The organism is Pseudomonas sp. MF7453 (assembly GCF_016405455.1).
In the GTDB taxonomy this organism is placed as follows: domain Bacteria; phylum Pseudomonadota; class Gammaproteobacteria; order Pseudomonadales; family Pseudomonadaceae; genus Aquipseudomonas; species Aquipseudomonas paralactis.
Window position 1 is genome coordinate 245,948 of the sequence record NZ_JAEKCN010000012.1, and the last position, 14,370, is coordinate 260,317.

Here is a 14,370-nt window from a genome sequence, read left to right on the forward strand (position 1 = left end):
GCTTGAAGACGCATGCCTCAGACAAAACACCCAATTACCGACGTTCAGCCGTTGTTGCCCGGCCATTTGCCGCAACTGGCTGCGCGTTCCCCGGACGCCCATAAGGGCCAGTTCGGCCACCTGCTGGTCATTGGTGGTGACCGTGGCTTTGGCGGTGCGGCGCTGCTGAGCACTGAAAGTGCCCTGCGCAGCGGCGCCGGCATGGTCTCGCTGGCGACTCGGCCGGAACATGTGCCGGCCGCTCTGGCCCGGCTGCCGGAGGTCATGGCGGTCGGCGTGAGCTCGGCCAACCAATTGATGGGCCTGCTGGAAAAAATCTCGGTGATCGTCATTGGCCCAGGCCTGGGCGATGCCGCCTGGGGCAAAAGCCTGTTGTCGGTCGCGGCCAATGCCGGCCAGCCGCAGGTGTGGGATGCCGACGCGCTCAATCAACTGGCCACCGGCGGCGTCGAGTTGCCGGCCAACTGTGTGATTACTCCTCATCCGGGCGAAGCTGCGCGTTTGTTGGGGCTATCGACAGCCCAGGTTCAGGCCGATCGCCTTAATGTGGCGCGCGCGTTGAGCCACAAATTCAATGCAGTGGCTATCCTCAAGGGTGCTGGCAGTTTGATTTCAAGTCCGGATGGACGGCTTGCCCGCTGTGATCAAGGCCATCCGGCGATGGCGACGGCGGGGCTCGGTGATGTCTTGGCCGGTCTGGTCGGCGCGCTATTGGCTCAGGGTATGCCCGCGTATGAGGCAAGCTGCCTGGCCGTGTGGTTGCACGCGACCGCTGGCGACCGCCAGGGTAGTTTTGGTCGTGGCCTGGCTGCCAGCGACCTGATTCCTGCCATTCGTCAATTGCTGGAGGAGCAGTCGCCGTGTCTGAAGTAATTCTTTTCCTGGCAGATGAAGAGGCCATGGTCGCGTTGGGTCAGCGTCTTTCGCAGGTCACGCAAGGGGCAGGGTTGATCTTTCTCGAAGGTGATCTCGGCGCAGGCAAAACCACATTGTCCCGGGGGATTATTCGCGGCCTGGGCCATACCGGCGCGGTAAAAAGCCCGACGTTCACGCTGGTCGAACCCTACGAGATTGGCGACGTACGCGCCTTCCACTTCGACCTCTATCGCCTGGTCGATCCGGAAGAGCTGGAGTACATGGGCATCCGTGATTACTTTGATGAAGATGCGTTGTGCCTGATCGAATGGCCAGATAAAGGCACAGGCTTTTTGCCAAAGCCGGACCTGACCATTACCATTACGCCGCATGAGCACGGACGTCAGCTGAAGTTGTTGCCCCAGAGCCCACGCGGTCAATCGTGGTGTGCTGCTCTGGCATTGGAATTCAAATAATTGGTGGGGTTAGGTATGCGCTTTCGCGCGTTGGTTGCTGTCGTGGGGGTGTTGCTTGCGGCAATAACTGTCAATGCTCTGGCTGCTTCACAGGTAAAAAGTGTTCGCCTGTGGCGAGCGCCGGATAACACGCGACTGGTGTTCGACCTGTCTGGCCCGGTCCAGCACAGCGTCTTTACCCTGACGGCACCTGATCGCCTGGTGATCGACATCAACGGTGCGAGCCTGGCCGCGCCGTTGAAGGTGTCTACTGCCAACACGCCGATTACCGCCATGCGCTCGGCCCAGCGTACGCCGACCGACCTGCGTGTGGTCATCGACCTGAAAAAGGCCGTGACCCCCAAGAGCTTCTCCCTGGCCCCCAACGCCCAGTACGGTAACCGCCTGGTGGTCGACCTGTTCGACAACCCCGCCGACGCCGCACCGCCGCCTGCGCCAACGCCGAGCGTAGCGACGGTGCCTGCGGTGCCGGTCAACCCTTCGCAACCCCAGGTCAAGCTGCCACCGCCGCCGCCTGCACCGGCAGGCAAGCGCGACATTATCGTAGTGATCGACGCCGGCCACGGTGGTGAAGACCCAGGGGCTTCCGGCTCTCGCGGCCAGCACGAGAAGGACGTGGTACTGGCCATCGCTCGTGAGCTGCAACGCCAGGTCAATGGCATGAAAGGCTACCGTGCCGAGCTGACCCGCACCGGTGACTACTTCATTCCGTTGCGTGGCCGTACCGAAATTGCGCGCAAGAAAGGTGCTGACCTGTTCGTGTCGATTCACGCCGACGCCGCGCCTTCAACCGCTGCATTTGGCGCCTCGGTATTTGCCCTGTCGGATCGCGGCGCTACCTCCGAAACCGCCCGCTGGCTGGCTGACAGTGAAAACCGTTCCGACTTGATCGGCGGGGCTGGCAACGTCTCGCTTGATGACAAGGACAAGATGCTCGCAGGCGTACTGCTCGACCTGTCGATGACCGCCTCGCTGACCTCCAGCCTGAACGTCGGGCAGAAAGTGCTGAGCAATATCGGCCGCGTGACGTCGCTGCATAAACAGCGGGTGGAACAAGCCGGGTTCATGGTGTTGAAGTCGCCGGATATTCCGTCGATCCTGGTGGAAACCGGGTTTATCTCCAACGCCAACGAAGCGTCGAAACTGGCCAGCGCCAGCCATCAGCAAGCGCTGGCACGCTCCATCAGCGCCGGTGTGCGCCAGTTCTTCCAGCAGAACCCGCCGCCGGGCACCTACATCGCCTGGCTGCGTGACTCCGGCAAAATTGCCCAGGGCCCGCGTGACCATCGCGTACAGCCCGGCGACACCGTTGCCATGCTGGCGGTACGTTTCCAGGTCACGCCTGCGGCCTTGCGCAGCGCCAATAACCTGAAAACCGATGAGTTGAAGATCGGCCAGGTGTTGACCATCCCCGGCACTGAATTGGCGGCACAGTAATGAGCGAAACCTTGTTGAACAGCGGCTCGCGCATTGAATTGCTCAGCCCGCGCCTGGCCAACCAGATCGCCGCGGGCGAGGTGGTTGAGCGCCCGGCGTCGGTGATCAAGGAACTGCTGGAAAACAGCATCGACTCTGGTGCAAGGCGCATCGATGTCGACGTGGAGCAGGGTGGCGTCAAGTTGCTGCGGGTACGTGATGACGGCAGCGGCATCTCCTCCGATGATCTGCCGCTGGCCCTGGCCCGTCACGCCACCAGCAAGATCCGCGATCTGGAAGACCTGGAGCGGGTCATGAGCCTGGGTTTTCGCGGTGAGGCCCTGGCCTCCATCAGCTCCGTGGCCCGCCTGACCCTGACCTCCCGCACGCGCAACGCCGAGCAAGCCTGGCAGGTCGAAACCGAAGGGCGCGATATGGCGCCTCGGGTTCAGCCGGCGGCGCATCCGGTCGGTACCTCCGTAGAAGTGCGCGACCTGTTCTTCAACACCCCGGCGCGGCGTAAATTCCTCAAGGCCGAGAAAACCGAATTTGATCACCTGCAAGAAGTGATCAAGCGACTGGCCCTGGCGCGTTTCGATGTGGCGTTTCACCTGCGCCACAATGGCAAGACCATCCTCAGCCTGCACGAGGCCAACGACGACGCCGCGCGTGCTCGGCGGGTGGCAGCAGTGTGTGGCAGCGGGTTCCTGGAACAGGCGCTGCCGATTGAGATCGAGCGCAATGGTCTGAGGTTATGGGGCTGGGTCGGGTTGCCGACGTTCTCCCGTAGCCAGGCGGACTTGCAGTATTTCTTTGTAAATGGCCGGGCAGTTCGCGACAAACTGGTGGCCCATGCGGTACGCCAGGCTTATCGCGATGTGCTGTTCAACGGGCGGCACCCCACGTTTGTGCTGTTCTTCGAGGTCGACCCGTCGGTGGTCGATGTCAACGTGCACCCGACCAAGCACGAAGTACGTTTCCGTGACGGGCGCATGGTGCATGACTTCCTGTATGGCACGCTGCACCGCGCCTTGGGCGATGTGCGCCCGGATGATCAATTGTCGGCGCCGATCGTCACCGCAGTGGTGCGCCCGAGCGGTCCCGAGGCCGGTGAGTTCGGGCCGCAAGGTGAAATGAGCCTGGCGGCCAACCTGCTGCAATCGTCGCCGCAGCAGCCAGCCTACACGGCGCCGAACTCGGGTGCCGGTGCGGGTTATCAGTACCAATACACACCGCGCCCGCAATCGACGGTGCCGGTGGCCGAGGCCCAGGCGGCGTACCGTGAGTTTTTCGCGCCGCTGCCGGGTGCCGAGCCGGGTGCTGCTGTGGCGTTGCCCGAAGGCGGCGGTGATATCCCGCCGCTGGGCTATGCCCTGGCGCAGCTCAAAGGCATTTATATCCTCGCCGAAAACGCCCATGGCCTGGTGCTGGTGGACATGCACGCTGCCCATGAACGGATCATGTACGAGCGCCTGAAGATCGCCATGGCCAGCGAAGGCCTCAGCGGCCAGCCGCTGCTGGTGCCCGAATCCCTGGCGGTGAGCCAGCGTGAAGCCGACTGCGCAGAAGAACATCACAGTGTGTTCCAGAAGCTGGGCTTCGAGCTGCAACGCCTGGGCCCGGAAACCCTGGCGATCCGCCAGATTCCCGCGCTGCTCAAGCAGGCCGAGGCCAACCGCCTGGTGGCCGATGTGCTGGCCGACCTGATGGAGTACGGCACCAGCGACCGTATCCAGGCGCATATCAACGAATTGCTCGGCACCATGGCCTGCCACGGCGCCATCCGCGCCAACCGCCGCCTGGCCCTGCCGGAAATGAACGGCCTGCTGCGCGACATGGAAAACACCGAGCGCAGCGGGCAATGCAACCATGGCCGACCGACCTGGACCCAAATGGGCCTGGACGATCTGGACAAACTGTTCTTGCGCGGCCGCTGATGAGTGTCTTGCCCCCCGCCATTTTCCTGATGGGCCCCACGGCCGCCGGCAAGACCGACCTGGCCATCGAGCTGACCAAAGTGCTGCCCTGCGAGTTGATCAGCGTCGACTCTGCCCTGGTTTACCGGGACATGGATATCGGCACGGCCAAGCCGTCGAAGGCGCTATTGGCCCAGTATCCGCATAAATTGATCGACATCATCGATCCGGCGCAGAGCTATTCGGCGGCGGATTTTCGCACCGACGCCCTGGCGGCCATGGCCGAGATCACCGCGCGCGGCAATATCCCGCTGCTGGTGGGCGGCACCATGCTCTACTACAAGGCGTTGCAGGAAGGTCTGGCCGATATGCCGCCTGCCGATGCCCAGGTGCGCGCTGAACTCGAAGAAGAGGCTGCGCGCCTTGGCTGGCAAGCCCTGCACGACCAGTTGGCGGCGGTGGATCCGGTGTCCGCAGCGCGCATTCACCCCAATGATCCCCAGCGTCTTACCCGTGCTCTGGAAGTCTGGCGTGTCAGCGGCCAGACCATGACTGAACATCGCCTGAAACAAACTGCGCAAAGTACTGATGCAGGCGCATCTGGACAGTCACAATTGCCCTATACTGTGGCGAATCTGGCCATCGCTCCGGCAAATCGCCAGGTGCTGCATGAACGAATTGCACAAAGATTCACAATTATGTTGGAACAGGGGTTTGTGGACGAGGTCGTAGCACTGCGTTCAAGAGGTGACCTTCATGCAGGGTTGCCTTCGATACGTGCTGTAGGCTACCGCCAAGTCTGGGATCATCTGGATGGCAAGCTGACGTCAGCCGAAATGCAGGAGCGCGGCATCATTGCCACGCGCCAATTGGCGAAGCGCCAGTTCACCTGGCTGCGCAGCTGGAGCGATTTGCACTGGTTGGACAGCCTGGACAGCGACAATCTGTCACGCGCCTTGAAATACTTGGGAACGGTCTCCATATTGAGCTGAGTCCTTGCAATTGCCGTCTATCCTTGGGGGTGTGACGGCCATAAGCTATCTATTTTCCGATTTTTTATTATTGATCCTTAAAGGAGTGCGGCACATGTCAAAAGGGCATTCGCTACAAGACCCTTACTTGAATACTTTACGTAAAGAGAAAGTTGGGGTTTCCATCTATCTGGTCAACGGCATCAAGCTGCAAGGTACGATCGAGTCGTTCGACCAATTCGTTATCCTGCTGAAAAACACCGTCAGCCAGATGGTTTACAAGCACGCTATCTCGACAGTCGTTCCAGTTCGTCCAATCCGTCTGCCTAGCGCAGCAGGTGATGAACAGGGTGACGCTGAGCCAGGTAACGCCTGATAGGAGTCTCCTTTGTTCTTTGAGCGCCACGGTGGTGGTGAGCGAGTAATCCTCGTTCACTTGGATGGACAGGACCCTGAGGCGCGCGAAGATCCGCAGGAGTTTCAGGAGTTGGCAAATTCGGCCGGCGCCGAGACCGTTGCGTTTTTTAACGTGCCGCGTCATCGGCCAACCGCCAAATACCTGATCGGCAGCGGCAAGGTCGAGGAACTGCGCGACCTGGTTCACGCTGAAGAAGCCGATCTGGTGATCTTCAATCACACTCTCACGCCCAGTCAGGAACGTAACCTCGAACGTGTTTTCGAGTGTCGCGTGATCGACCGTACCGGCCTGATTCTCGACATTTTCGCCCAGCGCGCCCGTACCCATGAAGGCAAGCTCCAGGTCGAACTGGCCCAGCTTGATCACATGAGCACCCGCCTGGTTCGCGGCTGGACGCACCTTGAGCGTCAAGGTGGCGGCATTGGTATGCGTGGTCCGGGTGAAACCCAGTTGGAAACCGACCGGCGTCTGCTGCGGGTTCGCCTGCGCCAGATCAAGGGCCGCCTGGAAAAAGTCCGCAGTCAGCGCGAACAATCGCGCCGTGGCCGTTCCCGTGCGGATATCCCTACCGTGTCGCTGGTGGGTTACACCAACGCCGGTAAATCCACGCTGTTCAACAACGTGACGAAATCGGATGTTTACGCGGCCGACCAACTGTTCGCCACCCTCGACCCGACCTTGCGCCGTCTGGACATCGACGACCTGGGGCCGATTGTCCTGGCCGATACGGTGGGTTTCATTCGTCACTTGCCGCACAAGCTGGTCGAGGCATTTCGGTCTACGCTCGAAGAGTCGAGCAATTCCGACCTGCTGCTGCACGTGATCGATGCGGCCGAACCGGATCGCATGTTGCAGATTGAACAGGTCATGGTGGTGCTGGGCGAGATTGGTGCCCAGGACTTGCCGATCCTTGAGGTCTATAACAAACTCGATTTGCTTGAAGGCGTTGAGCCACAAATTCAGCGTGACGAAAACGGCAAGCCCCAGCGGGTATGGCTCTCGGCGCGCGATGGCAGTGGTTTGGAGCTGCTTGAACAAGCGATTGCCGAGTTGCTGGGCAGTGATTTGTTTGTCGGCACCTTGCGCTTGCCGCAGCGTTTTGCTCGACTGCGGGCACAGTTTTTCGAGCTGGGTGCGGTACAGAAAGAAGAACACGACGAAGAAGGTGTCAGCTTGCTGGCCGTTCGATTGCCACGCTCGGAACTCAATCGGCTGGTCAGCCGAGAGGGTGTTGTACCGGCAGAGTTCATCGAACAACACACTTTGCAATAAAAGCCTGAGAAAGCGGTTGTGCCGCAGTAGCAGGCATTCTGTAGCATTGGTCGGCGCGCCGTGGGTGCGTCTTTGCTTTATCAGATGGAGAGCGCTATGGCTTGGAATGAGCCGGGTGGCAACTCGAATAATCAGGATCCTTGGGGTGGTAAGCGCCGCAATAATGGCGACCGCAAGGGGCCACCGGATCTCGACGAGGCCTTCCGAAAGCTGCAGGAAAGCCTGAATGGGTTGTTCGGTGGTGGAAAAAAACGTGGTGGTGACGACGGCGGTCGCACAAGCAAGGGCGGTGGCTATGGCCTGCTGGGCCTGGGTCTTGTCGTGCTCGCAGCTGTATGGCTGTACAGCGCGGTCTACGTGGTGGACGAGCAGGAGCAAGCCGTGGTGCTGCGCTTCGGCAAGTACTACGAGACTGTCGGGCCGGGCCTGAACATCTATTTCCCGCCGATCGACAAGAAGTACATGGAGAACGTCACGCGTGAGCGTGCGTACACCAAGCAGGGCCAGATGCTGACCGAAGACGAGAACATCGTCGAAGTGCCGCTGACCGTGCAGTACAAGATCAGCAACCTGCAGGACTTCGTGCTGAACGTTGATCAGCCGGAAATCAGCCTGCAACACGCAACCGAAAGTGCCCTGCGCCATGTGGTGGGTTCTACCGCCATGGACCAGGTGCTGACCGAAGGGCGTGAATTGATGGCCAGCGAAATCAAGGAGCGCCTGCAACGGTTCCTCGATACCTATCGCACCGGTATTACCGTCACTCAGGTGAACGTACAGAGCGCAGCGGCACCGCGTGAAGTGCAGGAAGCCTTTGACGACGTGATCCGTGCCCGTGAAGACGAGCAGCGTTCGCGCAACCAGGCTGAAACCTATGCCAACGGCGTTGTGCCGGAAGCCCGTGGTCAGGCCCAGCGCATCCTTGAAGATGCCAACGGTTACCGCGATGAAGTGGTCTCGCGCGCCAAGGGTGAGGCAGATCGCTTTACCAAGCTGGTCGCCGAGTACCGCAAGGCACCGGAAGTCACGCGTGAGCGTCTGTACCTGGACACCATGCAGGAAGTTTTCAGCAACACCAGCAAGGTTCTCGTGACCGGCAACAAGGGTGGGCAGAACAACCTGCTGTACCTGCCGCTGGACAAGATGATCGAGAGTGGTCGTAGCGGCACCAGCGCACCGTCCACCGGTTCGAATGCCGCTGCCAACGAAGCGAGCGCCCGTGCGGCCGCTGACTTGCTGCAACAGCAAACACGTACCAGGGAGAGCCGTTGATGAGCAATAAATCGCTGACCGCCCTGATTGTGGGCGTCGTCGTGGTCATCGCTGCCTGGAACTGCTTCTACATCGTCGCTCAGACCGAGCGTGCGGTGCTGCTGCAATTCGGTCGCGTGGTCCAGGCGGATGTCCAGCCGGGCCTGCATGTGAAAGTCCCCTACGTCAACCAGGTGCGCAAGTTCGACGCCCGCCTGATGACCCTGGATGCACCGACACAGCGCTTCCTGACCCTGGAAAAGAAAGCCGTGATGGTTGACGCGTACGCCAAGTGGCGCGTCAAGGATGCCGAGCGCTTCTACACTGCGACCTCCGGCCTCAAGCAGATTGCCGACGAGCGTTTGTCGCGTCGTTTGGAATCGGGCCTGCGTGACCAGTTTGGTAAGCGCACCCTGCACGAGGTGGTATCCGGTGAGCGTGATGCGCTGATGGCTGACATCACCCGTTCGCTGAACACCATGGCGGAGAAAGAGCTGGGTATTGAAGTGGTCGACGTTCGCGTCAAGGCCATTGACCTGCCCAAGGAAGTGAACCGCAGCGTGTTCGAGCGTATGAGCACCGAGCGTGAGCGTGAAGCGCGTGAGCACCGTGCCAAGGGTAACGAGTTGGCTGAAGGTATCCGTGCCGATGCCGACCGTCAGCGGCGTGTCCTGCTGGCAGAAGCCTATCGTGAGTCTGAAGAGGCCCGTGGTGATGGCGATGCTCAAGCCGCAGCGATCTACGCCAAGGCCTACGGCCAGGACCAGGAGTTCTACGCGTTCTACCGTAGCCTGCGTGCCTACCGTGAAAGCTTCGCGAACAAAACCGACGTACTGGTGCTGGACCCAAGTAGCGACTTCTTCCGCTACCTGGAAAAGTCCAAGTAACCAGCCCGTGATTCTGTAAGGCGCACTCCGTCGGGCGGCTAAAATGCCTGGCGGGGTGATCCTTTCAGAAAACGGGTGTATGATGCGGCAGCCGGGAAATTCCCGGCTTTTTTGCGTCTGCATGTTTGATTCGGCAGGCGTGACAGGTTTTTCGAGGAAAGTGCCCGACGAGGCCGTTTGCAGGCCGTTCGTCACGTCGCTCTTGCGCGTGGTTTATGCAAGGGGCGGGTATTTTCTGCTTCACTCAAGGCTCGGCCGAGGGCTGGCCGCCCGGATCAAAGGGGAATGGCGTAATGGCAACGGTAGACCGCTGGCTGCTGCCAGATGGCATCGAAGAAGTACTGCCACCAGAAGCTGCGCGCATTGAAGTAGCGCGTCGCCAGGTGTTGGATCTGTTCCAGAGCTGGGGTTACGAGTTTGTCGTGACTCCCCATATCGAGTACCTGGAATCCCTGCTGACCGGCGCGGGCCAGGACCTGGATCTGCGTACCTTCAAGGTGATCGACCCGCAATCGGGCCGGCAAATGGGGTTCCGTGCCGACATCACGCCGCAAGTGGCGCGTATCGATGCGCACACCCTGCGCCGCGAAGGTCCGAGCCGCCTGTGCTACGCCGGCAGCGTGCTGCATGCCCAGCCGCGCGCCTTGTCGTCTTCGCGCAGCCCGATCCAGTTGGGCGCCGAGTTGTACGGCGATGCCAGCCCGAGCAGCGATGTTGAAGTGATCAGCCTGATGCTGGCCATGCTGCAACTGGCGGATGTGCCGGATGTCCACATGGACCTCGGTCACGTTGGTATCTACCGTGGCCTGGCCCGTGCGGCCGGGTTGTCCGGTGAAGTGGAGCAACAGCTGTTTGATGCCCTGCAGCGCAAGGCTATCGACGAAGTGATCGCCCTGACAGCAGGTGTGCCGGCTGAACTGGCCGCTATGCTGCGTGCGCTGGTGGACCTGTGCGGCGGCCGTGAAGTGCTGGTGGCTGCGCGTGAGCGCCTGGCCAATGCGCCGGCGCCGGTATTGGCGGCACTGGATGACGTGCTGGCGATTGCCGAACGCTTGTCGGCGCGGTTCCCGCAGCTGCCGCTGTATTTTGATCTGGGCGAGTTGCGCGGCTACCACTACCACACCGGTGTGGTGTTCGCGGTATTTGTTCCGGGTGTTGGCCAAGCCATCGCCCAAGGTGGTCGTTACGACGATATCGGCGCCGACTTCGGTCGTGCACGTCCGGCCACTGGCTTTTCCACCGATTTGAAAACCCTGGTGACCCTGGGGCGTGCTGAGGTCGAGCTGCCGTCTGGCGGCATCTGGATGCCCGACAGTACGGACGCGGCGCTCTGGCAGCAGGTTTGCCAGTTACGCAGTGAGGGTCAGCGTGTGGTCCAGGCCTTGCCTGGGCAGCCATTGGCCGCCGCCCGTGAAGCGGACTGCGACCGGCAATTGATTCAGCAGAACGGGCTTTGGCAAGTATCGCCACTGGCTTCTTGAGTTTTCCTGCCGGCCATCGCCGGCACCAAGTTTGCGCGAATGAGGACAAGTGTTATGGGTAAGAATGTCGTAGTCCTGGGCACCCAATGGGGTGATGAGGGCAAAGGCAAGATCGTTGATCTGCTGACCGAACATGCTGCCGCCGTAGTGCGCTACCAGGGTGGCCACAACGCTGGCCACACTTTGGTCATCGATGGCGAAAAAACTGTCTTGCACCTGATCCCGTCGGGCGTACTGCGCGAAGGCGTGCAGTGCCTGATTGGCAACGGCGTGGTAGTTGCACCTGACGCCCTGCTGCGCGAGATCACCAAGCTGGAAGAGAAAGGCGTGCCGGTGCGTGAGCGCCTGCGTATCAGCCCGTCCTGCCCGCTGATCCTGTCCTTCCACGTTGCGCTGGACCAGGCCCGTGAAAAGGCCCGTGGCGAGCTGAAGATCGGCACCACCGGTCGCGGCATCGGCCCGGCCTATGAAGACAAGGTTGCACGTCGTGGCCTGCGTGTGGGCGACCTGCTCAACATGCCGCGCTTTGAAGACAAGCTGCGTGAGCTGGTGGATTACCACAACTTCATGCTGGTCGGTTATTACAAAGAGCCTGCCATCGAGTTTGAAAAGACCCTGGCCGAGTGCAAGGAATACGCAGAGCTGCTCAAGCCGCTGATGCTGGACGTGACCGCCGAGCTGCACGATCTGCGTCGCGCCGGCAAGGACATCATGTTCGAAGGTGCCCAGGGTTCGTTGCTGGACATCGACCACGGTACCTACCCGTACGTGACCAGCTCCAACACCACTGCTGGCGGCGTTGCCACCGGCTCGGGCGTTGGCCCGATGTTCCTGGACTACATTCTGGGCATCACCAAGGCTTACACCACCCGTGTAGGTTCCGGTCCGTTCCCGACTGAGCTGTTCGACGACGTTGGCGCACACCTGGCCAAGCAAGGTCACGAATTCGGCGCCACCACTGGCCGTGCTCGTCGTTGCGGCTGGTTCGACGCCGTTATCCTGCGTCGCGCTATCGATGTGAACAGCATCTCGGGCATCTGCCTGACCAAGCTGGACGTACTCGACGGTCTGGAAGCCATCAACATCTGCGTCGGCTACAAAGACGCCCAAGGCAACGATGTTGCCCCGACTGACGCTGACAGCTACGTGGGCCTGCAGCCTGTGTACGAAGAAGTGCCAGGCTGGACCGAATCGACCGTGGGCGCCAAGACCCTGGAAGAACTGCCAGCCAACGCTCGCGCCTACATCAAGCGTGTGGAAGAGCTGATCGGTGCGCCTATCGACATTATTTCGACCGGCCCGGACCGCAACGAGACCATCGTTCTGCGTCACCCGTTCGCTTAATAAGCTGTTGATGTAAAAAGCAAAGGGCTCCTTCGGGAGCCCTTTGTCGTTTCTGCCCGGCAAACGGCACGACCCTTGCTGTGTTTCCCTCTTTCGAGGTGCTATCAAATTAGTGGCACCCGTGGTGGAGGGATTTCCAGTGTCTGCCGTTCTCTCGTTGTTACAAAGCCGTCTGTTGCGGCCGGTGTTCGTTACCCTTGGTATCGCCCTTTTGGTGCAAGTGCTGGTCGCCGTCGCGCTGACGCGGAGCACGGTGACGGCGCTGGAAGCCGATTTGGGCAATCGCCTGGGCATAGATAGCCAGAAGTTGTCTGGTGAACTGGCCCAGGCTGGCAAGGAAGTCACGTCCAGCCTGGACAGCCTGTCCGCCAGCACGCGCCAGCGCCTCACAGCCGGGCTGTCCACGCGCTTGCAGGAAGAGCAAAAGCAGTTGCGTGCGACGCTGGAAAAAGACCTGCAGGACTCCGCCAATGACATGGCGCAGTTGCTGGCCTCGGTCGCGCCTCGCGCCATGTGGGACAGTGACGTGCCGACCCTTTCAGAGTTTGCCCGCCGGGCCCAGCGCAACCCCAATGTGCTGTTCGTGGTGTATGACGACGCCGCAGGCGAGCACCTGACCCGATACCTGAACCGCGAAAACCCGATCAACCAGGCCCTGCTGGCAAAGGGCGCGGGTGAGCGTGCTCTGGATAAGGTGCTGGACGCGGCCAAGACAGACCCGTCGGTGTATTACGTCGAAGCCTCGATCAGCCCCAATGGTGTAGAAATCGGCAAGGTGCGCATGGGCGTGTCGACCGCGACGGTTGAAGCCGACCTGCAAGCCTTGGATAAGCGCTTTGCCGCGTTGATCGCCAGCGGTGATCAACTGGTGGGCGACAGCCTCAAGGGGGCGGCGGCTGACAGTGCCAGCGCCATGGGCGCCCGGCTGCAATCTGCGCAAGCCACTGCCACGCAAATGACGGCCAATACCGCCAGCGCCGTGCAAGACGCGGCGGGCACCCTGCGCTGGCGCATCGGCATGGGGCTGGCACTGGTGGGGCTTGGGGTATTGCTGCTGATCGCCATTGTGCTGGGGCGACGCGTGGTCAATCGCCTGAAGTTGCTGATTGCCGCGATGGATGATCTGGCCGCAGGCGAGGGCGACCTCACCAAGCGCGTGCAGATCAACAGCAAGGATGAAATCGGCGATATGGCCTCGGCGGTCAATCGCTTTGTGGATAAGTTGCAGCCCATCGTGCGCGAGGCGGGCGACGTGGCCCAGCGTACCGGTGTGGAAATCGGTGCCATGACATTGCGCAATGCTGGCGCCGACGCGGCAGCGGGCTTGCAGCGCGACGAGGTGGCAGAAAGCTTGCGCGCACTGTCGCAAATGGCTGACGAGGCCCAGGCTGAAAGCCACGCCATGCAGGCGGCGTTACAGCAGGTGGTGGATATTCGCCAGGCCACGGATGAGAATTCGCGCACTTCGGCTGAAGTCGGCAGCTTGATTGAGGCGCTGGCGGGGCAGGTCCAGGCCGGCTCCCAGGTAATCGAGCGTCTGGCGCAGCAAAGCGAGCAGATCGAGGTCGTGCTGACCGTGATTCATGGCATTGCCGAGCAAACCAATTTGCTCGCGCTCAATGCGGCTATCGAGGCGGCGCGAGCGGGCGAGACCGGGCGTGGCTTTGCGGTGGTGGCTGACGAGGTGCGTGCGCTGGCCAGCAAGACCCAGAGCTCTACCGGCGACATCCAGGCGCATATCGTGGCATTGCAACAGGGCGCGCGTGAAGCGGTGGAAACCATCGGCAAGGCTGGCCGCCAGGCCAATGAGGGCTTGCTGGTGTTGCGCGACAGCGTGCGCTTGCAGCAGACGGTGCAGGCATCCGTGGAGCAGGTTCACGCGGCCATTGGCCTGGCGACTCGCGCCGCCGAGCACCAGGCCCAGGGCGCCCATGCGGTGCGTGGGCGCGTGGAGGTGATCCATGCCCAGGCCGAGCGTGCCGCGCAGGCGGTGGTGGAGACGACGGCCAGTGGGAAGGTGCTGGATGGGTTGGCGGCGCAGTTGAAGGCGAGCCTGGGGCAGTTCCGGGCTTGAGGTTGCCTG

At 61.4% G+C, this 14,370-nt stretch carries 12 protein-coding genes; all 12 read left to right on the forward strand.

The features are described from left to right. Window positions 1–12 precede the first annotated feature (12 nt). A complete protein-coding gene (locus JFT63_RS19955; RefSeq protein ID WP_198844591.1) occupies window positions 13–873 on the forward strand; it encodes an NAD(P)H-hydrate dehydratase in 861 nt (286 codons plus the stop codon). After that, the gene (gene tsaE, locus JFT63_RS19960; protein WP_057702585.1) at window positions 861–1,331 is read left to right on the forward strand and encodes a tRNA (adenosine(37)-N6)-threonylcarbamoyltransferase complex ATPase subunit type 1 TsaE; all 471 of its coding nucleotides are present in this window, start codon (window positions 861–863) and stop codon (window positions 1,329–1,331) included. The genes JFT63_RS19955 and tsaE overlap by 13 nt, the downstream gene beginning before the upstream one ends. 15 nt (window positions 1,332–1,346) lie before the next feature. Beyond that, the gene (locus JFT63_RS19965) at window positions 1,347–2,768 is read left to right on the forward strand and encodes an N-acetylmuramoyl-L-alanine amidase (protein ID WP_057702586.1); all 1,422 of its coding nucleotides are present in this window, start codon (window positions 1,347–1,349) and stop codon (window positions 2,766–2,768) included. After that, entirely contained in the window at window positions 2,768–4,684 is a 1,917-nt protein-coding gene (gene mutL, locus JFT63_RS19970; RefSeq protein ID WP_057702587.1) for a DNA mismatch repair endonuclease MutL, read from the forward strand. Before JFT63_RS19965 ends, mutL begins: the two co-directional genes overlap by 1 nt. Then, a complete protein-coding gene (gene miaA / locus JFT63_RS19975) occupies window positions 4,684–5,655 on the forward strand; it encodes a tRNA (adenosine(37)-N6)-dimethylallyltransferase MiaA (RefSeq protein ID WP_057702588.1) in 972 nt (323 codons plus the stop codon). Before mutL ends, miaA begins: the two co-directional genes overlap by 1 nt. 94 nt (window positions 5,656–5,749) lie before the next feature. After that, window positions 5,750–6,010, forward strand: a complete 261-nt coding sequence (hfq, locus tag JFT63_RS19980) for an RNA chaperone Hfq (RefSeq protein WP_003188059.1) — start codon at window positions 5,750–5,752, stop codon at window positions 6,008–6,010. A gap of 12 nt (window positions 6,011–6,022) precedes the next feature. Further along, on the forward strand, window positions 6,023–7,324 hold the full coding sequence (gene hflX / locus JFT63_RS19985; protein ID WP_003188061.1) for a ribosome rescue GTPase HflX: 1,302 nt from the start codon (window positions 6,023–6,025) through the stop codon (window positions 7,322–7,324). Between the two features lie 96 nt (window positions 7,325–7,420). After that, complete coding sequence (gene hflK, locus JFT63_RS19990) at window positions 7,421–8,596, forward strand: FtsH protease activity modulator HflK (RefSeq protein WP_005784234.1); 1,176 nt, start codon at window positions 7,421–7,423, stop codon at window positions 8,594–8,596. Further along, a complete protein-coding gene (gene hflC, locus JFT63_RS19995; protein WP_003188064.1) occupies window positions 8,596–9,462 on the forward strand; it encodes a protease modulator HflC in 867 nt (288 codons plus the stop codon). The genes hflK and hflC overlap by 1 nt, the downstream gene beginning before the upstream one ends. 293 nt (window positions 9,463–9,755) lie before the next feature. Then, window positions 9,756–10,943 (forward strand): ATP phosphoribosyltransferase regulatory subunit, encoded by a 1,188-nt coding sequence (locus JFT63_RS20000; RefSeq protein WP_057702589.1) that lies wholly within the window; start codon window positions 9,756–9,758, stop codon window positions 10,941–10,943. A 54-nt stretch (window positions 10,944–10,997) separates the two neighbouring features. Next, entirely contained in the window at window positions 10,998–12,287 is a 1,290-nt protein-coding gene (locus JFT63_RS20005) for an adenylosuccinate synthase (protein ID WP_014716669.1), read from the forward strand. Window positions 12,288–12,426: 139 nt separating this feature from the next. Then, complete coding sequence (locus JFT63_RS20010; RefSeq protein WP_057702590.1) at window positions 12,427–14,361, forward strand: methyl-accepting chemotaxis protein; 1,935 nt, start codon at window positions 12,427–12,429, stop codon at window positions 14,359–14,361. Window positions 14,362–14,370 lie beyond the last annotated feature (9 nt).

Coding starts and splice junctions, on each gene's coding strand:
- JFT63_RS20005 (WP_014716669.1), top strand. CDS start 10,998: ATGGGTAAGAATGTCGTAGTCCTGGGCACCCAATGGGGTGATGAGGGC.
- mutL (WP_057702587.1), top strand. CDS start 2,768: ATGAGCGAAACCTTGTTGAACAGCGGCTCGCGCATTGAATTGCTCAGC.
- JFT63_RS19955 (WP_198844591.1), top strand. CDS start 13: ATGCCTCAGACAAAACACCCAATTACCGACGTTCAGCCGTTGTTGCCC.
- hflK (WP_005784234.1), top strand. CDS start 7,421: ATGGCTTGGAATGAGCCGGGTGGCAACTCGAATAATCAGGATCCTTGG.
- miaA (WP_057702588.1), top strand. CDS start 4,684: ATGAGTGTCTTGCCCCCCGCCATTTTCCTGATGGGCCCCACGGCCGCC.
- JFT63_RS19965 (WP_057702586.1), top strand. CDS start 1,347: ATGCGCTTTCGCGCGTTGGTTGCTGTCGTGGGGGTGTTGCTTGCGGCA.
- hfq (WP_003188059.1), top strand. CDS start 5,750: ATGTCAAAAGGGCATTCGCTACAAGACCCTTACTTGAATACTTTACGT.
- JFT63_RS20000 (WP_057702589.1), top strand. CDS start 9,756: ATGGCAACGGTAGACCGCTGGCTGCTGCCAGATGGCATCGAAGAAGTA.
- hflC (WP_003188064.1), top strand. CDS start 8,596: ATGAGCAATAAATCGCTGACCGCCCTGATTGTGGGCGTCGTCGTGGTC.